The sequence below is a fragment of the Burkholderia sp. Bp9015 genome, assembly GCF_003853505.1.
Taxonomy (GTDB): Bacteria; Pseudomonadota; Gammaproteobacteria; order Burkholderiales; family Burkholderiaceae; genus Burkholderia.
This window is the reverse complement of sequence record NZ_QTPZ01000032.1, coordinates 50,318-71,959: the sequence shown is the minus strand read 5'-3', so window position 1 is coordinate 71,959 and position 21,642 is coordinate 50,318. Positions and strand designations below refer to the sequence as shown.

Genomic DNA, 21,642 nt, shown 5'->3' with positions numbered 1-21,642 from the left:
CCCGCCTATCATGCATAAACCTCGGCATCGGCCAATCGCGCCGCGTTCGCATCCTTGGGTGCGAGCAGCGGTTCGCCATCGATTTCCCAGTCGATACTCAGATCTCGATCATTCCAGACGATGCAGCGCTCATGCTCCGGAAACCAGTAATCGGTCGTCTTGTACAGAAACTCGGCCGCCTCCGACAGCACGACGAAGCCATGCGCGAAACCCGGCGGCACCCAAAGCTGCCGATGGTTCCAGGCCGAAAGCCGCACGCCGACCCACTTGCCGAAATTGGGTGAGCTCTTGCGGATATCGACCGCAACGTCGAGCACCTCGCCCTCCACGACGCGCACGAGCTTACCTTGCGCATGTTGGATCTGATAATGCAGCCCGCGCAACACACCCTTCGCCGAACGCGAATGGTTGTCCTGCACGAACTCGACGCCCGGATCGACCTGCTCCGCGAATTCACGCGCATTGAAGCTCTCATAGAAGAACCCACGCGCGTCGCCGAACACCTTCGGCTCGATGATCTTGACTTCAGGCAGCGCCGTTGCCGTTACTTGGATGGCCATGCGACTCGATCCATGAGAATGTTCTTCAGGTACTGCCCGTACGCATTCTTCGCGAGCGGTTGCGCAAGCTTCAGCACTTGCTCCGAGTCAATCCAGTTGCGGCGGTAGGCAATCTCTTCCGGGCACGCGACCACGAGACCCTGACGCTTCTGCAGCGTCGCGATGAAGCTGGCGGCCTCGATCAACGAATCGTGCGTGCCGGTATCAAGCCACGCATAACCGCGCCCCATGATCTCGACATTGAGCGCGCCCTCCTTCAGGTACCGCGAATTGACGTCGGTGATCTCCAGCTCGCCGCGGGGCGACGGCTTGATATCGGCCGCGATGTCGCATACGCGGTTGTCGTAGAAGTACAAGCCGGTCACCGCATAGTTCGAGCGCGGCTGCGCGGGCTTCTCCTCGATGGAAAGCGCGCGGAAGGACTTGTCGAATTCAACGACACCGTAACGTTCGGGATCGTGCACGTGATAAGCAAACACCGTCGCACCGGCTTCCTGCGCGTGCGCACGCTCGAGCTGCTTCGCGAGATCGTGGCCGTAGAAGATGTTGTCGCCGAGAATCAGCGCCGACGGATCGTTGCCGACGAACTCCTTGCCGATGATGAACGCTTGCGCGAGGCCGTCGGGCGACGGCTGCACCGCATACTGGATGTTCATCCCCCACTGGCTGCCGTCGCCGAGCATCGACTCGAAGCGCGGCGTGTCCTGCGGCGTCGAGATGATCAGCACATCGCGAATGCCGGCGACCATCAGCGTCGACAGCGGGTAGTAGATCATCGGCTTGTCGTACACCGGCAGCAGCTGCTTCGATACGACGTGCGTGATCGGATACAGCCGCGTGCCCGAACCGCCCGCCAGGATGATGCCTTTACGTGCCATCGTGTTTCTCCTCAGCTGCGCTTCGCATAGTTGGTTTCGACCCACTTGCGGTACTCGCCCGACGCGACTTCGTCGGCCCACACCTGGTTGTCGAGATACCAGTCGACAGTCTTTGCCAAGCCCGTTTCGAACGTTTCCGCGGGCTTCCAGCCAAGTTCGCGCTCGAGCTTGCGCGCATCGATCGCGTAGCGGCGATCGTGGCCCGGGCGATCCGTCACGTAGGTGATCTGATCGCGATACGAACCGGCCGCCTTCGGGCGCGCCTTGTCGAGCAGGTCGCACAGCGTATGCACGACCTCGAGGTTCTTCTTTTCGTTCCAGCCGCCGACGTTGTAGGTCTCGCCCGGCACGCCGCGCGCGAGCACTTCACGAATCGCGCTGCAGTGGTCGCCGACATACAGCCAGTCGCGCACGTTCTGGCCGTCGCCGTACACGGGCAGCGGCTTGCCGGCGAGCGCATTCGCGATCATCAGCGGAATCAGCTTCTCCGGGAACTGATACGGACCATAGTTGTTCGAACAGTTGGTCGTCAGCGTCGGGAGTCCGTACGTATGGTGGTAGGCACGCACGAGATGGTCCGAGCCCGCCTTCGTTGCCGAATAGGGGCTGTTCGGCGCATACGGCGTCATCTCGGAAAACTGCGGATCGGTCGCCGACAGCGAGCCGAACACCTCGTCGGTCGACACGTGCAGGAAACGGAACGCCGCCTTGTCAGCGTCGTTCAGGCCGTTCCAGTATTGGCGGGCGGCTTCCAGCAGCGTGAACGTGCCGACGACGTTGGTCTGCACGAAATCGGCCGGGCCGTGGATCGATCGATCGACGTGGCTTTCTGCGGCGAAGTGCAGCACGGCGCGCGGCTTGTGCTCGGCGAACAGTGCGTCGAGCGCGGTACGATCGCAGATGTCGACGCGTGCGAACACATGTTTCGGATTGCCGTCCAGTGACTGCAGCGTACGGAGGTTGCCGGCATAGGTCAGCTTGTCGACATTGAGCACCGCTTCGTCGGAATCGCGCAGCCAGTCGAGTACAAAGTTGGCACCGATAAAGCCCGCGCCGCCCGTAACCAGAATCATGAGACTCCCTCAGTAGTAATGCGCGGCGGACGCCTCCAGGCGGTCGCCGCGTCAAAATTCGAAGCACTTGGCGATGGTCGCCACATCAGACCGGGAATTTTAACCGTTCAACATGTCCGCCAAAGTCATGAAATGCTAATTTTGTTCGGGAAAACGACAATTATAGGGAGCCGCGCGGCGCAAAAGCCATGTTGCTAACAACTTGATACAGCGCTCCGCACCCTTGCCGTCAACAGAATTTCCCACCAATTCAAGCGCATTTCAGAGAACATCGACCCAAAAATTACGCTGAATTCCGATTACTTTTCTTTTTCCCGGGAAACCCGCAGGATCCGCCTCTTATGACCCGCACCCCCATCGCCATCGGCGACATCCAAGGCTGTCATTCAGCTTTCCAGTCGCTGTCCGAAAAGCTTTCAGCCCCCGCCGACACCCCGCTATGGATCGCCGGCGACATCGTCAACCGCGGGCCCGACTCCCTCGCCGCGCTGCGCGCGCTGGTCGACCTCGGCCCGCGCGCGACCGTCGTGCTCGGCAACCACGACCTCCATCTGCTCGCGGTGTCAGCCGGCATCCGCACCGAACGCCCGGGCGACACGATCGGCGAAATCCTCGACGCCCCCGACGCCGACGCGCTGCTGGACTGGGTCCGCCACCGCCCGTTCGCGCACTTCGAAAACGACATGCTGCTCGTGCACGCGGGCGTACTGCCGCAATGGGACACATCGCTCGCGCTCGAACTCGCAGACGAACTCCAGCGCGCACTGCGCGCCCCCGACTGGCGCGACACGCTTCAAGGCCTGTACGGCAACGAACCGAATCAATGGAGTCCGAACCTGAAAAAACGCGACCGGATGCGCGTCGCGTTCAACGCGTTCACGCGCTTGCGGTTCTGCACGCCCGATGGCGCGATGGAGTTCAAGGCGAACGGCGGCCCCGACAGCGCGCCACCTGGCTACCTGCCGTGGTTCGACGTACCGGCACGCCGCACCGAAAACGTAACGGTCGTGTTCGGTCACTGGGCCGCGCTCGGCCTGATGCTGCGCGACAACGTCGTCGCGCTCGATTCGGGGTGCGTATGGGGAAATCAGCTGTCGGCCGTGCGACTGACGGCCGACCCGGCGCAGCGTACGGTCACGCAGGTGCAGTGCGAGGCGTGCCGCACGCCGGGCGGCGAATGACCCGCACGCGCGGCGCGCGGGCGGAATGAAACCTCACCCCTCCCGCCCCGGCACCGGCTCCTCGGCCGCCGCATCACCCGCCGCACCGCCGCCGAGCTCGGTCGCCGGATACGCATGCTTCTGCAGCGCCGCGAGCGACTCGGCCGACGGCTTGCCGACCTTCTCCTGCAACGTCGCCAGCGCGGCCGCGATCGCATCGCGGGCCGCCGCCGACGTCGTGCGCCGATCCCCGCCCGGCGCGATCGGCTCGCACACGTAGAGATGCGCGACGAGCGGCCCGCCGCGCAACACCATGTCGAGCGACATCCCGAGCGACAGCTCGCCCGTATAGGCCGGCGCGACCGACTGCCGCCGCTGCGCGTCCTCGTACATCAGGCAGACCGGCTGCACCGCGCAGCCGGCCGACACCGCGGCCTGGAACAGGTTCGCATGGAACGGCAGCAGCGCCTGCCCGTCCGACGTGGTGCCTTCCGGAAACACGCACATCAGCCCGCCGCCACGCAGGCGCTCGGCCATCTCGTGCATGATCCGCATCGCCTCGGTACGCTTCTCGCGCTGCAGGAACACGGTATCGAGCTTCTCGGCGAGCCAGCCGACGACCGGCCACTGCCGCACCTCGGCCTTCGACACGAACGGCGTCGGCCGCCATGCGTTGATCGCGTAGATGTCGAGCCACGAAACGTGATTGCCGACCACGAGCGCGCTCGCGTCGAGCCGCGCGCCGTCGTTGTGGACGACGAGGCGCATCCCGCAGATCCGCAGCATCTTGAGCGACCAGCGGCGCGTCATTTCGGCGCGGCGCGCGGGCGTGACATGCGAAAAGCGCAGCGCGACGATCGCCATGCCGCGCAGCAGGTGAAAGACGAGACGCAGCTTGCGAAGAGCGGTCATGGCGAAGATCCGGCTGGGTTCAGTGACGCTCGAACGCGACCTGCCCCGCCACGAGCGTCGCACGCACGCAGGCCGGCAGTTCGTAGCCGAGGAACGGCGAGTTGTGGCCCTGGCTCTTCAGCACGCGCGGCTCGACGCGCCAGTGCGCGCGCGGGTCGAACACGCACAGGTCGGCCGCGCCGCCTTCGGCCAGGCGGCCTGCCGGCAACTGCAGCACGTCGGCCGGCGCGGCCGTGATGCGGCGCAGCGCCTGCGCGAGCGGCGTGTTCGTTTCATCGGCCCACTTCACCGTGAGCGACAGCAGCAGTTCGAGCCCCGTCGCGCCCGGCGTCGCTTCGGCGAACGGCAGCAGCTTCTCGTCGTCGTCGACCGGCGTGTGATCGGAACAGATCGCATCGATCGTGCCGTCGGCGAGCGCCGCGCGGATCGCTTCGCGATCGCGCTCGCCGCGCAGCGGCGGATCGAGCCGGAACTGCGAATCGAAGTAGCCGATGTCGACGTCGATCAGGTGCAGGTGGTTCACGCCGACGTCGCACGTCACGGGCAGCCCCTCGGCCTTCGCCGCGCGCACGAGCGCAAGGCCGGCCGCCGACGACAGGCGGGCGAGGTGCACGCGCGCGCCTGTCACGCGCATCAGTTCGAAGATCGTGTGCAGCGCGATCGTCTCGGCCGCGACCGGCACGCCGGACAGCCCGAGCCGCGACGCGAGCGCGCCGCTCGCGGCGACGCCGCCGCGGCCGATGAACGCGTCGAGCGGACGCAGCCACGTCGTGTAACCGTAGGTGCTCGCGTATTGCAGCGCGCGCAGCAGCACCTGCGTGTCGCGCACCGGCACGTTCGCATGCGTGAAGCCGACGCAGCCCGATTCGGTCAGCGCGACCATCTCGGTGATCACTTCGCCCTTGAGGCCGACGGTGAGCGCGCCGAGCGGATGGACGTTCGCCTGGTGCAGGTTGCGGGCACGGAACTTGAGCATCTCGACGAGGCCCGGCTCGTCGAGCACGGGGTCGGTGTCCGGCGGGCACACGAGGGTCGTCACGCCGCCCGCGACGGCCGCGGCCATCTCGGACGCGAGCGTCGCCTTGTGCTCGTAGCCGGGCTCGCGCAGCCGCGCGCACAGGTCGACGAGACCGGGCGCGACGATCAGGCCCGACGCGTCGATCGTCTTGTCCGCGTCGAAACCGGCCGGCGCCGTACCTGCTGCCGCGAGCGCGGCGATCTTGCCGTCCGCGACGAATACGTCGGCCTGCCGCTCGGTGCCGGCGACCGGGTCGATCAGCGTGCCGCCTTTGATATGAATCTTCATGCGCTGTCTGTAAATGCGTTGATTGCGTGAATAAGGATGCGCGAAAGCGGGCTCAGTCGCTGTTGCCGGCGACGATGCCCATCACCGCCATCCGCACGGCGATGCCGAACGTGACCTGGTTGAGGATCACCGACTGCGGGCCGTCGGCGACCTGCGAGTCGATCTCGACGCCGCGGTTCATCGGGCCCGGGTGCATCACGATCGCGTCGGGTGCGGCGAGCGCGAGGCGCTCGGGCGTCAGGCCCCACGTCTTGAAATATTCCTGCGCGGACGGCAGCAGCGCGCCGCTCATCCGCTCGTTCTGCAGGCGCAGCATGATGATCACGTCGACGCCCTTCAGGCCTTCGTCGAGGTTGTGGAACACCTTCACGCCCATCTGCTCGAGGCCGCCCGGCAGCAGCGTGCGCGGGCCGATCGCGCGCACTTCCGGCACGCCGAGCGTGGTGAGCGCGTGGATGTCCGAGCGCGCGACGCGCGAATGCAGGATGTCGCCGACGATCGCCACACGCAGCTTCGTGAAGTCGCGCTTGTAGTGACGGATCGTGTACATGTCGAGCAGGCCCTGCGTCGGGTGCGCGTGCCGGCCGTCGCCCGCGTTGATCACGTGCACGTGCGGCGCGCAGTGCTCGGCGATCAGGTACGGCGCGCCGCTCGACGCATGGCGCACGACGAACAGGTCGGCATGCATCGCCGACAGGTTGTTGATCGTGTCGAGCAGCGACTCGCCCTTGCTCGTCGACGACGCGTTGATGTTCAGGTTCAGCACGTCGGCCGACAGGCGCGTCGCGGCGATCTCGAAGGTCGTGCGCGTGCGCGTCGAGTTCTCGAAGAACAGGTTGAACACCGACTTGCCGCGCAGGAGCGGCACCTTCTTCACCTCGCGGTCCGTCACGCTGACGAACTGCTCGGCCGTGTCGAGGATGTGGTTGACGATCGAGCGCGGCAGGCCCTCGATCGACAGCAGGTGTTTCAACTCGCCGTTTTTCGTGAGCTGCGGGTTGCCCTTCAGGAAACCGTAGCGGAACCGCTCGGGGCTCGCGGCCGCGGCGGGATTGCCGGTGCGGCCAGTGGTGTCGGTGGTCATGGTGTGCGTGATTCCAACTATGCAAACGGGCCGCGGTACGAACCGGCGGCCCGGGATACGGTTGCGCGGTTCGCTCAGGCGCCGTGCGCCTCGATGCGCAGCGTGAGCTGCGCGGCTTCGTCGCGCGCGAGCACGAGCGTCGCATCGGCCGGCACGTCGAGGGTGCCGCCCGCGAAACGCGCGGCGACCGGCAGTTCGCGGCCGCCGCGATCGGCGAGCACCGCAAGCTCGACCGCGGCCGGACGGCCGTAGTCGAACAGTTCGTTGAGCGCGGCGCGCACGGTGCGGCCGGTGTACAGCACGTCGTCGACGAGCACGATGCGCGCGCCGTCGACCTCGAACGGCAGCGACGTGGGGCTCGCCTGGCTGTGCAGCCCCTTCTTCGCGTAGTCGTCGCGATGCAGCGCGACGTTCACGACGCCGAATCCCGGCGCGCCGAGATCGCGCGCGAGGCGCTCGGCGAGCCAGGCGCCGCCGCTGTGAATGCCGGCGAGCCGCGGGCCGCCCGGCTCGGCGAAGGCCGTGCCGTATGCGTCGCGGATCTGGTCGAGCAGGACGCGGTAGAGCGCGTCGGCATCAATGGTGCTCATGGTCGGACAATTGATCGAGATACTGTTGAAGGATCACGCGCGCGGCCTCGGCATCGAGTATCTCGGCGCGTGCGCGGCCGCGCACGTTGCGCTCGCGCAGCCCGGCCTCGGCCTCGACCGACGAATAGCGTTCGTCGACCCACGTGACGGGCAGCCCGAAGCGGCCGTTCAGCTGGTTGCCGAAACGCTTCGCCTGCTGCGTCATGTCGTGCGGCGTGCCGTCCGGATGCATCGGCAGGCCGACGACGAGCGCGTCCGGCCGCCATTCGGCCAGCAGTTCGCCGACCGCCTTGAAGCGGTGCTCGCGGTTCAGGTTGGGAATCACGACGAGGGCGCGGGCCGAGCGCGTCAGCGCATTGCCGATCGCGACGCCGATCCGCTTCTCGCCGTAATCGAACGCCAGGAGCGTCGCATCGCGCGCGCTCGCGCCGCTCATGCGTGCCCTGCTTCGCCGGACAGCATCGACGAGCTGACGCCGAGCAGGCCAAGTGCGGCTTCGAAACGCTCCTCGGCCGGCGTGTCGAACACGATGCGCGGATCGGCGGCGACCGTCAGCCAGCCGTTGCGGGAAATTTCTTCCTCGAGCTGCCCGGCGCCCCAGCCGGCATGGCCGAGCGTCAGCAGGAAGCGCTTCGGGCCGGTGCCCGTCGCGACCGCCTCGAGCACGTCCTTCGACGTCGTCATCTCGAGCCCGCCCTCGACCGACATGGACGAGTTGTAGTTCGCGCCCTCGACCGGCTCGTGCAGCACGAAGCCGCGCTCGGTCTGGACCGGGCCGCCGAAGTACACGGGAATGTGCAGCAGCGGCTCGATGTCGAGCTTCAGGTCGATGCGGCTGAACAGCGATTCGAGGTCGATGTCGGTGGGCCGATTGATGACGAGGCCGAGCGCACCGCGCTCGCTGTGATCGCAAAGATAGACCACCGTTCCCGAAAACGTCGGATCCGCCATGTTCGGCATGGCGATCAGGAACTGGTTGGTGAGATTGATGCGATCGGAAGGCTTTGACATGGTTTGAATTTTAGCAAAGACGCCGCGGCCTGACCGGGCCGCGATCAACAAGCAACGCCGCACGACGCTGGCAACGACGCGCGCGGATCACACGGCACTCTAACACGCGCGCGGGCGCTGTCGGCAGCGTGTTGCCGGCCCGCGTGGCAAGGGCTGCCGCCGCGGTCGCGCCCCGTTGCGCGTCAGCTCGGGGCAAGCGCCGCGCCGAGCGCCTCGGACGCCGCGGTCAGGTCCGGCGGCGCCACCCCCGCGGCGATCTTCAGCAGCGCGCCGCGCAGCAGGTCGGATGCCCGGCCGTGCGCGTCGAGCCCGCCGTCGGCGAGCGGCAGGCCGTGTGCGGCACGGCGCCACGCGAGCCCGAGCGTGTCGGCCAGCAGCGCCGCGTGACCGAGCCCGAGCGCGCAGGCGGCCGTACCGACCCGGTAGGCGGCCGCGGACGCCCGCCATGCGGCCCCCGCATCGGCCGTGGCCGCATCGACGGCCAGATCGGCCATCGATGCGTCGGCCGTCTGCAGGAAATCCTCATACGCGTGCGCGTTGACGGTCACGACGCCGAGCATGCGGGTGGGCGCCGCCGCGACCGCCTCATGCTCGGCCTGCGCCGCGCCGGCTTCCCACAGCGCCTCGGACGCGGGCGTGCCGGCGACGTGCCAGTCCACGGTCAGCCCATAGTCGTGCAGCACGTCGACGAGCGCGACGTCTTCCGCGGCCGCGCCGAACAGCGCGAAATCGCGCCACAGCAACGCAACCGTCTCGCGCACGAGCGCCGGCGGCGCGCTGCGCCTGCCCTGCGCGTGCTCGCCGAGCAGCAGGTTGGTCCGTGCGAGGAAACGCTTCAGTTCGGGCGCGGCGCACGCGCGCAGCGCGCGCAGGCACGCGGCGGCGAGCCGCCAGAAGTCGTACGGCGCGTCGTCGGCCAGCGCGGTCAGGGTCGTGTCGAGCTCGTCGAGCGCCGCGTCCGGCGTGCCGTGCGGCGCGCGCAGCACGCCGAGCAGCGCCTGCTCGTAACGGGCCCGCGCGCGGCTCGCGAATGCGTCGGGCAACGCGCGCAGCGTCGCCGGCGGCGTCGCGCGCCCGACGAGTGCCAGCGTGTCGAGCGGCACGCTCGCGTGCAGGTCGGCCGAGCCTTGCGCACGCAGCGCACGGAAATGGTCGAACAGGACGGGCGAGCAGGCCAGCTCGCGCAGATTGTGGCGCCCGACCGCCGCGCTGAAGTCGCGCAACGCGAGGCGCCAGGCGGCGCAAGCCGGTTCGGCGGCGACGAGCGGCACCGCGGCGGCGAGTTGCCCCGCGAATCGGGCGGCCGGCAGCCAGCCGGCCTCCGCCAGCACGGCGGCAGCGGCCGACAGCGGCGCGGCCGCGTCGTCGCGACGCTCGAATGCGTCGGCGGCCGCCGCGAGCCACGCGTCGGCCGCGCGCACGGCCCCGCCGCGCGGGTTGGGTAATGCGTCAGGGTGGGGAACGTTCGCCGGATCGGCCGTCATGGACACGCGCGCCTGTCATCGTCAAGTCGCTCGCGCCGGCCTCGGCGCGCAAGCACCAGGCAACCGCGAGGCCGCAGCTGGGTGTCCGTTGGCCAAGGGTCCGGTCAGATCTGGACCATCTCGAAGTCTTCCTTGCGAGCGCCGCATTCGGGGCACGTCCAGTTGATCGGGACGTCTTCCCAGCGCGTGCCCGGGGCGATGCCCTCTTCGGGCAGCCCGGCTTCTTCGTCATAAATCCAGCCACAAATCAGGCACATCCAGCTCTTGTATTCCATCTTAAGCCGCGTCGGGAAAAGTCGGTAAATTCGGGAGCCATGATGGTACCGTGTCGGGGCCGGACTGCCTAGCAATCGCGCTGGAGTACGGCGACTACGTTGCGCTGCGCTAAAAAATCCGTCGTGCGGGCCGGATTCCGCCGCATAATGGCTGGAAAGTGCGGCCTGCCGGGCAACACAGGGCCTAAACGCCCACTTCGCCTCGCCGTCCGCAGTTCCGTCGCTTCCCCGTTTTTTTCTTGCCCCATTTTTACATGTCCAGCAACGCCCCTCCGATCGTCCTCACCTTCGGCCTGTCCGATCCCACCGGCGGCTCCGGCCTCCAAGCCGATCTGATGACACTGGCGAGCATGGGCTGCCACGGCGTGTCCGTCCTGACGGGCTATACCGTGCGCGACTCGGCCGCCTGCGACGAAGTGACCGGTCTCGATCCCGATGTCGTCGCCGCCCAGGCGCGTATGCTGCTCGAGGACATGCCGGTCGCCGCGTTCAAGATCGGCGCGGCGACGCGCGCGGAAGTCGTGAGCGCGATCGCCGAAGTGGTCGCCGACTACGACGGCGTGCCGCTCGTGCTCGCGCCGGACTTCACGCTCGACGACGAGCACGTGCTCGCCGCCGACGACCTGCGCGAATCGATCGCCGACCTGCTCGCGCCGCAGACGACGCTGCTGGTCGCCGACCACGCGACGCTGATCGCGCTCGCGCAGCCGGACGGCGATGCCGAGGCGCCGAATCTCGACGCGGCCGTGTCGCACCTGCTGTCGCAGGGCTGCGAGTACATCCTGTCGTCGGAGACGGGCTCGCACCGGCTCGTCAACACGCTGTACGGCGAGGAAGGCCAGCTTCGCGAAGACATGTGGGATCGCTCGCCGCACCGGTTGATGGGCATCACCGATACGCTCGGCGCGGCGATCGCGGCCCTACTCGCGAATGGCCAGGAGCCGCCCGAAGCGGTGCGCGAGGCGCAGGAATACCTGTACCAGGCCGTGCGCGACGCGTTCCGGCCCGGCATGGGCGCGTACCTGCCCGACCGGTTCTTCTGGGCCCGCAGCAACGATGAGGAAGGCGGACGCCCGGTGACGGAAAGCAGCAAAACCTCCCCGCGGATCGCCCGGCATTGAACCCGCACGGCGGCCCTGCGCCGCCGTTGCACGCGGCTCACCCTCGCGCGGGGGCGGCAGGTCCGCCCGCGAATGTCCGCCCCTTTTTGCGCGCACATAAAAAAGACCCGCATCGCTGCGGGTCTTTTTCTTTGGCTGGAGCGCGCATCGCTGCGCGCCCCGGACACCATCGACCGAAGTCGATTACATGTCCATGCCCATGCCGCCCATGCCGCCCGGCATGCCGCCCGGCATCGGTGCATCTTCCTTCGGCAGTTCTGCGACAGCTGCGTCCGTCGTCAGCAGCAGGCCAGCAACCGAAGCTGCGTTCTGCAGTGCGGTGCGCGTGACCTTGGTCGGGTCGACGACGCCGGCTTCAACCATGTCGACGTACTCGCCCGTTGCTGCGTTGTAGCCGTAGTTGCCCGTGCCTGCAGCCACTGCCGCCACCACGACGCTCGCTTCTTCGCCGCCGTTCGTGACGATCTGGCGCAGCGGCTCTTCCATTGCGCGCAGCACGATCTTGATGCCGGCGTTCTGGTCGGCGTTCGCGCCGGTCAGGCCTGCGATCGCGGTGCGAGCGCGGATCAGCGCAACGCCGCCGCCTGCCACGATGCCTTCTTCCACAGCTGCGCGCGTTGCGTGCAGTGCGTCTTCGACACGTGCCTTCTTTTCCTTCATTTCGACTTCGGTCGCAGCACCGACCTTGATCACTGCCACGCCGCCGGCCAGCTTGGCCACGCGCTCTTGCAGCTTTTCACGGTCGTAGTCCGACGTCGCTTCTTCGATTTGCGTGCGAACTTGCTTGACGCGCGCTTCGATGTTCACGGCTTCGCCTGCGCCGTCGATGATCGTCGTGTTTTCCTTGCCCACTTCGATGCGCTTCGCCTGGCCCAGTTCTGCCAGCGTTGCCTTCTCGAGCGTCAGGCCGGTTTCTTCCGCGACGACTTGACCGCCGGTCAGGATCGCGATGTCTTCCAGCATCGCCTTGCGACGATCGCCGAAGCCCGGCGCCTTGACCGCAACGGTCTTCAGGATGCCGCGGATGTTGTTGACGACCAGCGTTGCGAGCGCTTCGCCTTCGACGTCTTCAGCGATGATCAGCAGCGGACGGCCAGCCTTCGCGACTTGCTCGAGCACCGGCAGCAGATCACGGATGTTCGACACCTTCTTGTCGTGCAGCAGCACGAACGGGTTGTCGAGGACGGCGACTTGCTTGTCCGGGTTGTTGATGAAGTACGGCGACAGGTAGCCGCGGTCGAACTGCATGCCTTCGACGACGTCGAGTTCGTCAGCCAGCGACTTGCCGTCTTCGACGGTGATCACGCCTTCCTTGCCGACCTTGTCCATCGCTTCAGCGATGCGATCGCCGATCGACGTGTCGCTGTTCGCCGAGATCGAGCCGACCTGTGCGATTTCCTTGTTCGTCGTGCACGGCTTGCTGATCTTCTTCAGCTCTTCGACAGCCGCTGCGACTGCCTTGTCGATGCCGCGCTTCAGGTCCATCGGGTTCATGCCCGATGCGACGTACTTCATGCCTTCGCGAACGATCGATTGCGCGAGGACGGTTGCCGTCGTCGTGCCGTCGCCTGCGTTGTCGCTGGTCTTGGAAGCGACTTCCTTGACCATTTGCGCGCCCATGTTCTGGAGCTTGTCCTTCAGCTCGATTTCCTTCGCGACCGACACACCGTCCTTGGTGACCGTCGGGCCGCCGAAGCTGCGCTCGAGCACGACGTTGCGGCCCTTCGGACCCAGCGTGACCTTGACTGCGTTGGCGAGAATGTTCACGCCTTCGACCATCTTCGAACGGGCGGAATCGCCGAATACGACGTCTTTAGCTGCCATCTTCTAACTCCTTGAATTCTTGGGAATATGTACCGTCGGTGGACGCTTACTGCGCGTTGACCACGGCCATGATGTCTTCTTCACGCATGACCAGCAGTTCCTGGCCGTCGACCTTGACGGTCTGACCAGCGTACTTGCCGAACAGCACGCGATCGCCGACCTTCACGTCGAGCGCGATCGCCGCGCCCTTGTCGTCGCGCTTGCCCGGGCCGACCGCGAGGATCTCGCCTTGATCCGGCTTCTCAGCAGCAGCTTCGGGGATCACGATGCCCGAGGCGGTCTTGGTTTCCTGATCCAGGCGCTTGACGATCACGCGATCGTGCAAAGGACGAAGGTTCATATTCACTCCTCTCTTGACTGAGATTGAAGAACGCTTAGGGAATCTGCCCGGCGGGTCGCCCGGCAGAGAATTGTTAGCACTCTCGTGCAGCGAGTGCTAATTATATGGACGGGTTTTGACAAATTCAAGAAGGGGAGCGGGAGGTTTTTTCGTGCGGGGCGGAACGGCGGAAAAACGGGGATAAATCAAAAAAGGCCATTCAAAACAATCACATACACATCAACTCCGCACACCGGGAGCGGACGGGGATACGGGATATCCCGACCATCGCCCCAATTTGACACGGGGCAGGCACCGAGTTCCCGCGGTCGTCCGGTATCGCATGAAAAGGGCCGCTCGGACGCCAACGAGGCCGGGACAGACCGCGAGATCGTCACGTGTCCGGACAGCCGGCGACCGGCTGGAACGTCCGGCCGTCAGTCTCGACCGTCGCGCCCAGCCGGCGCGCGAGCCCTTTCGCGCCTTCGCGCATCACGACGTCGTGATTCCAGGCGAACAGCGGGCGCGCGACCGGCTCCAGCCAGTTCATCCAGCGCTCGCGCGTGCGGATGTGCCAGTCGTAGCGCACGACGGTGCGCGTGCCGTCGCCGGCGAACGACCAGCAACCGTCGCCTTCGATCGCGCCACTCGCGCGGCCTTCGAGCGCATGCAGCCGCTCGACGCGCAGCACGCGCATGTCGAAGGTCAGCCGGTACGGCAACGCGCCTTTCCACGTGTAGCGCTGCAGCGCGCCGACGCCGCGCGCATCGCCGGGTTCGATCTCGACGGTCCGCACGGCGCTCTTCCACCAGTCGGGCCAGCGATCGACCTGGTAGATCGCGTCCCAGACCGCCGCGAGCGACGCGTCCACGCGCCATGTCGTCGAAAACCGGTATTCCGCCATGCAGCCTCCGGCACAAGTCGTCGGGATCAGGGATCAGGGTGCGAAAAAGCGGGCGGGAAACGCGACGTCGATCTCGACGTCGTCGAGCGTGACCGTCTCGAGCGGCGCGCCGTCGTCGTCCGCGAAGCTGACCACCTTCAGCGGAAAGCCGTCCTCGGTGTCCAGCCACAGACGATAGCGATGCACGCCGTCGACCACGTGCGCGGGTGCGCCCGTCACCGACACGCGCAGCGTGGTGCGACCGCCGACGGTTTCCTGGCCCTCCGTCACCGTCGCACCGCCCTGCTGCAGCGCATGCACGTTGCGCAGCAGCACGCCGACGTCCGACCGGTCGACGCGATGGCCGCTGCGATTGCGCAGGAGCGGATTGGACGGCGACAGCGTCAGCGCGGGCAGCGCATGCTCGCCGAACGGGCGCAGCCGGACCTTGCCGTCGCCGGGATCGTACGCGAGCACCGCGCCGTGATGCGGCGACACGAAGTCCATCCGGACGAAACCGGGTTTCAGGTACGCATAGTGGAATTCGGCGTGCTCGCCGCTTCGCGCCGACGAGCGGATCGTCGCACGGTACGAGTGGACCTGGTCGAAATGCGTCTGCGCGACGGTCACGGGATCGGCTGTCATGCTCGCTCCTATCAGGCTCGCGGCCAGCAACGCGGCGATCATGGCGCCGCCTCGACGTCGAGCACGCCTTCCATTCCGCGCTCGCGATGACTGCGCAAGAACAGCAGCCGATGCGTGCAATAGTAGGCGAAGCGGCCGGGCGCCGTCGGCGTGAAGCGCAACGTGCGCGGCGTCGTGCCGAGTTCGGTGCGCACCGCGATGCCGGCCTGCGGCGCGTCGATCGCGAAACTGTGCGGCACGACGCCCGGTTCGGCCGATACGGTCAGTTCCACCGGCACATGCGCGCGGACGATCACGTGGTTCGGGCGAAAGAAATAGCTGCCGCCGACGATCGCCACCCGCTGCACGCCGTCGGCGTCGACCGGCACGCGCACCGGGGCATCGCCGTCCGCCCGCGCGAGCCCGGCGCATGCCGCGAGCGCCACCGTCACCATCGCCACCTTCGCGTTCATCATTGGCTCCCTGCGGATGCCGCGTGCATCACCCCTTCCACGCGTCGGTCGGCCCGCCGAGCGCGCCGCATGCCTCGATCGCGAGCTCGCGCAGGCGTCGTTCGTCGGCGCGCCCGGAGAGCGCAAAACCCATGCCGCGATCCGACCAGAAATACGTATGGCGGCCGTCGGCCGACATCGCCCGGGGCGCGAAACGCCGCGCGTCGTAGGCCGTCATGTAGAGCGTCACGCGCTTGCCGTCCGCGCGCTGGTACATGAGTTGCGCCGCCGGCCCCTCGTCGCCCGGCAGCAGCCGGCCGCCCAGCAATGCATAGCCGTATTCGTCGAGCGACGGCGCGCGCACGGGCCGCCCGAGACGCGCGGACAACCACGCGGCAAGACGCGCCGGATCGCGTGCGTCGACCTCGACCGGATGCTCCCGCTCGGTCGCGTACACGGCGTAAGCGACGTCCGCGCGTGCGGCGAATGCCGGCTCGGCGCCGAACGTCGTCCAGCCCGCGTGCAGCGCGATGCCGATCACCAGCCCGGCCGCCAGCCCCGCGAACGCATAGGCAAGGCCACGCCAGCGCGGCGCGCGCCGCTGCACGAACAGCGCGGGTGCGGCAGCCGGCAGCGGGAACAGCGCGTGCAACGCATCGCGCTGCGCGCCGTAATGCGCGAACCGGTCGGCCTCCCGCGGATCGGACCGCAGCCGCTCGAGCACCTCGCGGCGCTCCTGCCCGGACAGCTCGCCGTCGAGCAGCGCCGACAGCAGCTGGGCCGACACGACATCGTCCCGATCGTTCGAAGGTTTGCGCGGATCGTCGTCGTCCATCATGTCTTCCCGATCACCCGTAACGCGGCCGCGCCGTGCGCCGGCGGCTCGCCGGACAACAGCGCACGCATCTGTTCACGCGCCCGTGACAGCCGCGACATCACCGTCCCCACCGGCACGCCGAGCACCTGTGCGGCGTCGCGGTAACTCAGCTCCTCGAGCGCGACCAGCAGCAGCACCTCGCGCTGCTCGACCGGCAGCCGGTACAGCGCGCGCTGCACGTCGCGCAGCAGCAGGCCGCCGATCTCGTCGTTCGGCGCGGCCATCGTCTGCCATGGCGCGGTCGCATCGTCGACCGCGATCTCGCGCCGCGCGCGCAACTGGTCGATGAAGCGGTGGCGCAGCAGCGTCAGCAGCCACGCGCGCAGGTTGCCGCCGTCACGCGGCGGCCGGTTCAGCGCGCGTTCCAGCGTGTCCTGCACGAGATCGTCCGCCCAGGCCCGATCGCCCGTCAGCGCGCGCGCATACCGGGTGAGATGCGGCAGCCACACCAGCAGGTCCGATTCGTAGCTCATCCGGATGCCTTGCGCGTCGCCGCGCCGTCAGCCCGTCAGTCCGTTCTCAGGGGCGCGCAACGTGCCACATGCCGCCGACGCCGTCACCGCCCGCGTCACCGGCCTTGTGGTCCATCTTCCAGCGGTACAGCGGACGGCCGCGGTACGCCCATTGCTTCTTGCCGTCGTCGCGCGTGACGAGGCTCAGTGCGCCCGACGCCTTGTCGTATCCGTCGGCGAGCGCAGGCGGCCAGTTGGCCGCGCAGGTGCCGGTGCACGTGCTCTTGCCCGGCGCGTCGTGATCGAACACGTACAGCGTCATGTGATCTTCGTCGACCAGTTTCCCGTCACCGGCCTGCGGCGGCTCGGCGGCCGCGGGCCGCACGATCGCGGCCATCAGCGCGATGGCGAACAGCATCGTCTTCATTCCCGTTCTCCTTGGCATGGCATCGCGGCACGGCGGCGCCGGACGGGACGTCGACTACGTCATGACCATTATCCCGCTGTCCGGCTGCGCCGCGACTCGGTAAGTAAACGGACGAATCCGGCCGGTTATTCCATTCCGCCCCGCAATTCAGTGCCATTCCTCCCATGAGACAGACCGGGAGCCCCAAAAAAAACGCGGCATGACATTGCTGTCATGCCGCGTTGTGCGACCCGTTGCGCGCGGCAGGCGATGAACCGTCGCCGCGCGCGCCGGCCGGTTACCTCGGCAATGCGCCCGTCACCGCCTGCAGCAGCGTCGACACCGGTGCGAGCGGATTGTTCGCCGAGTTGTTGCCCGAGTGCGGCGTGACCGACAGGCTCGGCGTGGAACCCAGCGCCGTGCCCAGCGTCGTGCCGGCCGCATTGACGACCGTCGCCGTCGCGTTGCCGCCCGTCGACAGCAGCGAACCGGCTGCCCCCGCCGTGCTGCCCGCCGCGCTCGCGCCCGAGCCGAGCAGGCTGCCGCCCGCTGCAGCCGTCGAACCGGCCGCGCCCGACAACGCGCCGGCCGCCTGCCCGAGGGCCGCCGGACCGTTCGCCAGGGCACCCGTCACCGAACCGAGCGCACCGGTCAGCGCGGCGGCCGGGTTGCTGCCGCCGGTCAGGCCGCTGACGAGGTTCGTGATCGGCGCGATCGGGCTGCTGCCGCCTGCGCCCGACAGCGTGCCGACGACCTGGTTCACGACGCCCTGCACCGGCGCCAGCGGGTTCGTGCCGCCGAGGCTGCCGAGTGCGCCCGTCACCGAACTGACCGCGTTGCTCAGTGCGCCGGCCGGGTTGCTGCCGCCGAGCGTACCGACCACCTGGTTCACGACGCCCTGTACCGGGGCCAGCGGGTTCGTGCCGCCGAGGTTGCCGAGTGCGCCCGTCACCGAGCTGACCGCGTTGCCCAGTGCGCCGGCCGGGTTGCTGCCGCCGAGCGTGCCGACGACCTGGTTCACGACGCCCTGTAGCGGCGCCAGCGGGTTCGTGCCGCCGAGGTTGCCGAGTGCGCCCGTGACCGAGTTGACCGCGTTGCCCAGTGCGCCGGCCGGGTTGCCGCCCGTCGGCAGCGCGTTTTGCAGGCCGCTGACGAGGTTCGTGATCGGCGCGATCGGGCTGCCGCCGCCGGCGCCCGATAGCGTGCCGACGACCTGGTTCACGACGCCTTGTACCGGCGCCAGCGGGTTCGTGCCGCCGAGGCTGCCGAGCGCGCCCGTCACCGAGTTCACAGCGTCCGTCAGTGCGCTGGCCGGGTTGCCATTGCCGAGCGTGCCGGCGAGTTGCGTGACGGCGCCTTGCACCGGGGCCAGCGGGCTCGACGCGCCACCGATGTTGCCGAGCGTACCCGTGATCGTATTGACCGCGTTGCTCAGCGCACCAGCCGGATTGCCGCTGCCCAGCGTGCCCGTGACCTGGTCGACGACGTTCTGGATCGGCGCCAGCGGGTTCGTGCCGCCAACGTTGCCGAGTGCACCCGTCACCGTGCCGAGGGCGCCGGTCAGCGCGCCGGCCGGGTTGCCGCCGCCGACATTGCCGAGTGCACCCGTCACCGTGCCGAGAGCGCCGGTCAGTGCGCCGGCCGGGTTGCCGCCGCCGACGCTGCCGAGCGCACCCGTCACCGTGCCGAGAGCGCCGGTCAGTGCGCCGGCCGGGTTGCCGCCGCCGACGTTGCCGAGTGCACCCGTCACCGTGCCGAGGGCGCCGGTCAGTGCGCCGGCCGGGTTGCCGCCGCCAACGCTGCCGAGCGCACCCGTCACCGTGCCGAGAGCGCCGGTCAGCGCGCCGGCCGGGTTGCCGCCGCCAACGTTGCCGAGTGCACCCGTCACCGTGCCGAGAGCGCCGGTCAGTGCGCCGGCCGGGTTGCCGCCGCCAAGCGCACCCGTTACTTGATTCACCACGCCCTGAACCGGCGCGAGCGGATTCGTACCGCCACCGACGTTGCCCAGTGCGCCCGTCACCGTACCGATTCCGTTACTCAGCGTACCCGTCGCCGTATTGAGCGCGCCGGTCAGCGCGCCGGCCGGGTTGCCACCACCGAGCGCCCCCGTCACTTGATTGACGACACCTTGAACCGGCGCCAGCGGATTCGCACCGCCGCCGACGTTACCCAGCCCGCCCGTCACCGTGCCGACCGCATTGCTCAACGTCCCCGTCGCCGTATTCAGCGCGCCGCTCAACGCACCGGCCGGGTTGCCGCCACCGAGCGCTCCCGTCACCTGGTTCACCACGCCTTGTACCGGCGCGAGGGGCGTCACCGCGCCGCCACCGCCGCCGAGCGCGCCCTGCAGCGCGTTCACCGCGCCCGACAACGCCTGCGCCGGATTGCCCAGCGACGTCTGAATCGCGCCGGCCCCACCCGTCGCAACGGTGACCGAACCCAGCGGCGACGTGCCGGTCGCGGCCAACCCGATCGATACGCTGTTGGTCGGCGGATTCACGACGACTTGCGGAATCGGCAGCGCATCGAGCGGCCCGGCGACAGCCGAACCGGAAACCAGTACCCCGAACACCGTCGTGACCGACAGCGCCACACCCGTCAATTTAAAGTTTTGTCTCATCCTTACCCCATCTCGTTGGCACTACGTTGATAAAGCATGGGGATCGATTGCACGAAGTGTGCCATCCGGATAAAACGGATTGATTCGTTGGCCTATTGCAAGCCAATAACGGTTTTATATGGATTTCCGGGTAAATAAACGGGTCGCGCAGCCGCAATCATCTGACGATAAATGTGTCGGGAGCGCGGATGTAACGTAACGTTTGCGAGGCCGGAAGTAACGTGTTCCGGTACATCCCGGGTCACATCGGAACGTCCGTTGCGAAACGTCGCCGGATGGCCCGGACGGACCGCCTGCTTCGCATTTCATCTTCATGAAAATGCATTAATAAATCGCGCGTTTTCTGTTTTGCTTATTTCGCGATTTCTTTCCGGTCAATTGCGCAGATCATTTCCGGCTGCAAGACTTCACTCAATACGGACAGCCGAATGAAAAACTGTGACGGCCGCACACGCGGCGGCCGTCGTATCGCAACGGGTTCAGCCGAAGCGCGCGGGCCGGTACGGATGGGGATCGATGAAGGTCGGCGCGCCCGTCATCATCTCGGCGAGCAGACGCCCGGTCGCGGGGCCGAGCGTGAGCCCGTGGTGACAGTGGCCGAACGCGAACCACAGATGACGATGGCGCGGCGCAGGCCCGATCACGGGCCGCATGTCGGGCGTGCACGGCCGCATCCCGAGCCACGGCGTCGGATCGAGCCGCTCGCCGATGCCGAACGCGTCGCGCGCCAGCGGCTCGGCACGCGCGAGCTGCACGCCGGTCGGCGGCGCGCCGCGCAACGCGATCTCGACGCCGGTCGTAAGCCGCAGGCGGCCGCCTTCCATCGGCGCGACGACGAAACCCTCCTCGGTATCGCACACGGGCACGTTCAGCGGCGCGCGGGTCGGCCGGTAATGCATGTGATAGCCGCGCTTCGCGCGCAGCGGAATCCGGTAGCCGAGCGGCGCGAACACGTGATCGGACCACGGCCCGAGCGCAACCACGGCCGAACGGGCCGCAATCGGCCCATGCTCGGTATCGACCTGCCAGCCGTCGCGCACCTGCGCGAGCGTCGTCGCGTCGCCGCGCACGAACGTGCCGCCGTCGCGCTCGAACAGCCGCGCGTACGCCTTCGTGAGGCCGCCGGGGCTCGACACCGTCTTCGGGTCCTGCCAGTGGAATGCGCCGCAGAACGCGTCGCCGATGCCGGGCTCGCGTTCGCGCAACGCGCGCGCGTCGAGCACAGTCATCCGCAACCCATGCGCGTCGGCCACTCGCTGCTGCGCGCGCGTTTCCGCGTCGAACAGCGCGGGCGAACGGAACGCCTCGATCCACCCGCCGTCATGCACGAGCGGCTGCGCGTCGGTGCGCGCGATCAGCGCGTCGTGCTCGACGACGCTCGCCGCGACGAGCGGCAGCATGTCGCGTGCGGCGGCCGCGAGCCGCTGCGGCGACGATTCGCGCCAGAAACGCGCAAGCCAGCCCGCATACGCGGGCAATGCTTTGTAGTCCCAATAGAGATCGACCGAGCGGTTGCGTGCGTAGCGCAGCAGCGTGCCGAGCCGGCGCGGGAACGCGTACGGCACGACCGACGAGCGCTCGATCAGCCCCGCATTGCCGTGGCTCGTTTCCTCGCCGGGCGCGCGCCGGTCGACGAGCGCGACACGCAGCCCGCGATCCTGCAGATGCAGCGCCGACGACACGCCGACGATGCCGGCCCCCAGAACGATGACGTCGAAATCCATGCTTCCC

General features: G+C 67.9%; 23 protein-coding genes. 2 read left to right on the top strand and 21 right to left on the bottom strand.

Annotated elements, in window-relative coordinates:
* Positions 1 to 8 precede the first annotated feature (8 nt).
* From rfbC to rfbB, 3 genes are read right to left on the bottom strand one after another with little or no spacing between them, the layout of a single operon-like run.
* Positions 9 to 560: a dTDP-4-dehydrorhamnose 3,5-epimerase gene (gene rfbC, locus DIE12_RS28445; protein ID WP_124551419.1), complete on the bottom strand. Its 552-nt coding sequence runs from the start codon at positions 558 to 560 to the stop codon at positions 9 to 11.
* The gene (rfbA, locus tag DIE12_RS28440) at positions 545 to 1,438 is read right to left on the bottom strand and encodes a glucose-1-phosphate thymidylyltransferase RfbA (RefSeq protein ID WP_124551418.1); all 894 of its coding nucleotides are present in this window, start codon (positions 1,436 to 1,438) and stop codon (positions 545 to 547) included. The genes rfbC and rfbA overlap by 16 nt, the downstream gene beginning before the upstream one ends.
* 11 nt (positions 1,439 to 1,449) lie before the next feature.
* Positions 1,450 to 2,511, bottom strand: coding sequence for a dTDP-glucose 4,6-dehydratase (gene rfbB, locus DIE12_RS28435; RefSeq protein WP_124551417.1), 1,062 nt, complete (start codon positions 2,509 to 2,511; stop codon positions 1,450 to 1,452).
* A gap of 341 nt (positions 2,512 to 2,852) precedes the next feature.
* On the opposite strand from rfbB, the gene DIE12_RS28430 reads away from it, so the two are divergent.
* The gene (locus DIE12_RS28430) at positions 2,853 to 3,692 is read left to right on the top strand and encodes a symmetrical bis(5'-nucleosyl)-tetraphosphatase (protein WP_124551416.1); all 840 of its coding nucleotides are present in this window, start codon (positions 2,853 to 2,855) and stop codon (positions 3,690 to 3,692) included.
* 33 nt (positions 3,693 to 3,725) lie between these two features.
* Here the strand turns inward: DIE12_RS28430 and DIE12_RS28425 are convergent, their stop codons facing one another.
* From DIE12_RS28425 to DIE12_RS28390, 8 genes are all read right to left on the bottom strand, one after another.
* Complete coding sequence (locus tag DIE12_RS28425) at positions 3,726 to 4,583, bottom strand: 1-acyl-sn-glycerol-3-phosphate acyltransferase (protein ID WP_124551415.1); 858 nt, start codon at positions 4,581 to 4,583, stop codon at positions 3,726 to 3,728.
* A 19-nt stretch (positions 4,584 to 4,602) separates the two neighbouring features.
* The gene (locus DIE12_RS28420; RefSeq protein ID WP_124523356.1) at positions 4,603 to 5,889 is read right to left on the bottom strand and encodes a dihydroorotase; all 1,287 of its coding nucleotides are present in this window, start codon (positions 5,887 to 5,889) and stop codon (positions 4,603 to 4,605) included.
* 52 nt (positions 5,890 to 5,941) lie between these two features.
* A complete protein-coding gene (locus DIE12_RS28415; protein WP_044846292.1) occupies positions 5,942 to 6,973 on the bottom strand; it encodes an aspartate carbamoyltransferase catalytic subunit in 1,032 nt (343 codons plus the stop codon).
* Positions 6,974 to 7,047: 74 nt separating this feature from the next.
* Complete coding sequence (gene pyrR, locus DIE12_RS28410; protein ID WP_059538920.1) at positions 7,048 to 7,563, bottom strand: bifunctional pyr operon transcriptional regulator/uracil phosphoribosyltransferase PyrR; 516 nt, start codon at positions 7,561 to 7,563, stop codon at positions 7,048 to 7,050.
* Positions 7,550 to 7,999, bottom strand: coding sequence for a Holliday junction resolvase RuvX (gene ruvX / locus DIE12_RS28405; RefSeq protein WP_124488742.1), 450 nt, complete (start codon positions 7,997 to 7,999; stop codon positions 7,550 to 7,552). The genes pyrR and ruvX overlap by 14 nt, the downstream gene beginning before the upstream one ends.
* Entirely contained in the window at positions 7,996 to 8,574 is a 579-nt protein-coding gene (locus DIE12_RS28400) for a YqgE/AlgH family protein (RefSeq protein ID WP_044846295.1), read from the bottom strand. Before DIE12_RS28400 ends, ruvX begins: the two co-directional genes overlap by 4 nt.
* 182 nt (positions 8,575 to 8,756) lie before the next feature.
* Positions 8,757 to 10,058, bottom strand: coding sequence for a hypothetical protein (locus DIE12_RS28395; RefSeq protein ID WP_124551414.1), 1,302 nt, complete (start codon positions 10,056 to 10,058; stop codon positions 8,757 to 8,759).
* 104 nt (positions 10,059 to 10,162) lie between these two features.
* A complete protein-coding gene (locus tag DIE12_RS28390; protein ID WP_004186709.1) occupies positions 10,163 to 10,333 on the bottom strand; it encodes a rubredoxin in 171 nt (56 codons plus the stop codon).
* Positions 10,334 to 10,587: 254 nt separating this feature from the next.
* On the opposite strand from DIE12_RS28390, the gene DIE12_RS28385 reads away from it, so the two are divergent.
* Positions 10,588 to 11,454, top strand: a complete 867-nt coding sequence (locus DIE12_RS28385; protein ID WP_044846297.1) for a hydroxymethylpyrimidine/phosphomethylpyrimidine kinase — start codon at positions 10,588 to 10,590, stop codon at positions 11,452 to 11,454.
* Positions 11,455 to 11,637: 183 nt separating this feature from the next.
* Here DIE12_RS28385 and groL read toward each other — a convergent pair whose 3' ends face one another.
* From groL to DIE12_RS28330, 10 genes are all read right to left on the bottom strand, one after another.
* Entirely contained in the window at positions 11,638 to 13,278 is a 1,641-nt protein-coding gene (groL, locus tag DIE12_RS28380) for a chaperonin GroEL (RefSeq protein ID WP_044846298.1), read from the bottom strand.
* A gap of 46 nt (positions 13,279 to 13,324) precedes the next feature.
* On the bottom strand, positions 13,325 to 13,618 hold the full coding sequence (groES, locus tag DIE12_RS28375) for a co-chaperone GroES (protein ID WP_014897904.1): 294 nt from the start codon (positions 13,616 to 13,618) through the stop codon (positions 13,325 to 13,327).
* 373 nt (positions 13,619 to 13,991) lie between these two features.
* Entirely contained in the window at positions 13,992 to 14,501 is a 510-nt protein-coding gene (locus DIE12_RS28370; protein WP_124551413.1) for an SRPBCC family protein, read from the bottom strand.
* A gap of 33 nt (positions 14,502 to 14,534) precedes the next feature.
* Positions 14,535 to 15,167 (bottom strand): membrane protein, encoded by a 633-nt coding sequence (locus tag DIE12_RS28365; RefSeq protein WP_044846300.1) that lies wholly within the window; start codon positions 15,165 to 15,167, stop codon positions 14,535 to 14,537.
* Positions 15,164 to 15,577: a quinol oxidase gene (locus tag DIE12_RS28360; protein ID WP_124523360.1), complete on the bottom strand. Its 414-nt coding sequence runs from the start codon at positions 15,575 to 15,577 to the stop codon at positions 15,164 to 15,166. The genes DIE12_RS28365 and DIE12_RS28360 overlap by 4 nt, the downstream gene beginning before the upstream one ends.
* Before the next feature lie 28 nt (positions 15,578 to 15,605).
* Positions 15,606 to 16,391, bottom strand: coding sequence for an anti-sigma factor family protein (locus DIE12_RS28355; RefSeq protein WP_409364554.1), 786 nt, complete (start codon positions 16,389 to 16,391; stop codon positions 15,606 to 15,608).
* Positions 16,391 to 16,906 (bottom strand): sigma-70 family RNA polymerase sigma factor, encoded by a 516-nt coding sequence (locus DIE12_RS28350; protein WP_044846302.1) that lies wholly within the window; start codon positions 16,904 to 16,906, stop codon positions 16,391 to 16,393. The genes DIE12_RS28355 and DIE12_RS28350 overlap by 1 nt, the downstream gene beginning before the upstream one ends.
* 46 nt (positions 16,907 to 16,952) lie before the next feature.
* Positions 16,953 to 17,312, bottom strand: a complete 360-nt coding sequence (locus DIE12_RS28345; protein WP_124488735.1) for a hypothetical protein — start codon at positions 17,310 to 17,312, stop codon at positions 16,953 to 16,955.
* A gap of 277 nt (positions 17,313 to 17,589) precedes the next feature.
* Entirely contained in the window at positions 17,590 to 19,911 is a 2,322-nt protein-coding gene (locus DIE12_RS28340; protein WP_124551411.1) for a hypothetical protein, read from the bottom strand.
* Between the two features lie 479 nt (positions 19,912 to 20,390).
* A complete protein-coding gene (locus DIE12_RS28330) occupies positions 20,391 to 21,635 on the bottom strand; it encodes an FAD-binding oxidoreductase (protein ID WP_124551410.1) in 1,245 nt (414 codons plus the stop codon).
* Positions 21,636 to 21,642 lie beyond the last annotated feature (7 nt).

Coding starts and splice junctions, on each gene's coding strand:
- rfbC (WP_124551419.1), bottom strand. CDS start 560: ATGGCCATCCAAGTAACGGCAACGGCGCTGCCTGAAGTCAAGATCATC.
- rfbA (WP_124551418.1), bottom strand. CDS start 1,438: ATGGCACGTAAAGGCATCATCCTGGCGGGCGGTTCGGGCACGCGGCTG.
- rfbB (WP_124551417.1), bottom strand. CDS start 2,511: ATGATTCTGGTTACGGGCGGCGCGGGCTTTATCGGTGCCAACTTTGTA.
- DIE12_RS28430 (WP_124551416.1), top strand. CDS start 2,853: ATGACCCGCACCCCCATCGCCATCGGCGACATCCAAGGCTGTCATTCA.
- DIE12_RS28425 (WP_124551415.1), bottom strand. CDS start 4,583: ATGACCGCTCTTCGCAAGCTGCGTCTCGTCTTTCACCTGCTGCGCGGC.
- DIE12_RS28420 (WP_124523356.1), bottom strand. CDS start 5,889: ATGAAGATTCATATCAAAGGCGGCACGCTGATCGACCCGGTCGCCGGC.
- DIE12_RS28415 (WP_044846292.1), bottom strand. CDS start 6,973: ATGACCACCGACACCACTGGCCGCACCGGCAATCCCGCCGCGGCCGCG.
- pyrR (WP_059538920.1), bottom strand. CDS start 7,563: ATGAGCACCATTGATGCCGACGCGCTCTACCGCGTCCTGCTCGACCAG.
- ruvX (WP_124488742.1), bottom strand. CDS start 7,999: ATGAGCGGCGCGAGCGCGCGCGATGCGACGCTCCTGGCGTTCGATTAC.
- DIE12_RS28400 (WP_044846295.1), bottom strand. CDS start 8,574: ATGTCAAAGCCTTCCGATCGCATCAATCTCACCAACCAGTTCCTGATC.
- DIE12_RS28395 (WP_124551414.1), bottom strand. CDS start 10,058: ATGACGGCCGATCCGGCGAACGTTCCCCACCCTGACGCATTACCCAAC.
- DIE12_RS28390 (WP_004186709.1), bottom strand. CDS start 10,333: ATGGAATACAAGAGCTGGATGTGCCTGATTTGTGGCTGGATTTATGAC.
- DIE12_RS28385 (WP_044846297.1), top strand. CDS start 10,588: ATGTCCAGCAACGCCCCTCCGATCGTCCTCACCTTCGGCCTGTCCGAT.
- groL (WP_044846298.1), bottom strand. CDS start 13,278: ATGGCAGCTAAAGACGTCGTATTCGGCGATTCCGCCCGTTCGAAGATG.
- groES (WP_014897904.1), bottom strand. CDS start 13,618: ATGAACCTTCGTCCTTTGCACGATCGCGTGATCGTCAAGCGCCTGGAT.
- DIE12_RS28370 (WP_124551413.1), bottom strand. CDS start 14,501: ATGGCGGAATACCGGTTTTCGACGACATGGCGCGTGGACGCGTCGCTC.
- DIE12_RS28365 (WP_044846300.1), bottom strand. CDS start 15,167: ATGATCGCCGCGTTGCTGGCCGCGAGCCTGATAGGAGCGAGCATGACA.
- DIE12_RS28360 (WP_124523360.1), bottom strand. CDS start 15,577: ATGAACGCGAAGGTGGCGATGGTGACGGTGGCGCTCGCGGCATGCGCC.
- DIE12_RS28355 (WP_409364554.1), bottom strand. CDS start 16,391: ATGGACGACGACGATCCGCGCAAACCTTCGAACGATCGGGACGATGTC.
- DIE12_RS28350 (WP_044846302.1), bottom strand. CDS start 16,906: ATGAGCTACGAATCGGACCTGCTGGTGTGGCTGCCGCATCTCACCCGG.
- DIE12_RS28345 (WP_124488735.1), bottom strand. CDS start 17,312: ATGAAGACGATGCTGTTCGCCATCGCGCTGATGGCCGCGATCGTGCGG.
- DIE12_RS28340 (WP_124551411.1), bottom strand. CDS start 19,911: ATGAGACAAAACTTTAAATTGACGGGTGTGGCGCTGTCGGTCACGACG.
- DIE12_RS28330 (WP_124551410.1), bottom strand. CDS start 21,635: ATGGATTTCGACGTCATCGTTCTGGGGGCCGGCATCGTCGGCGTGTCG.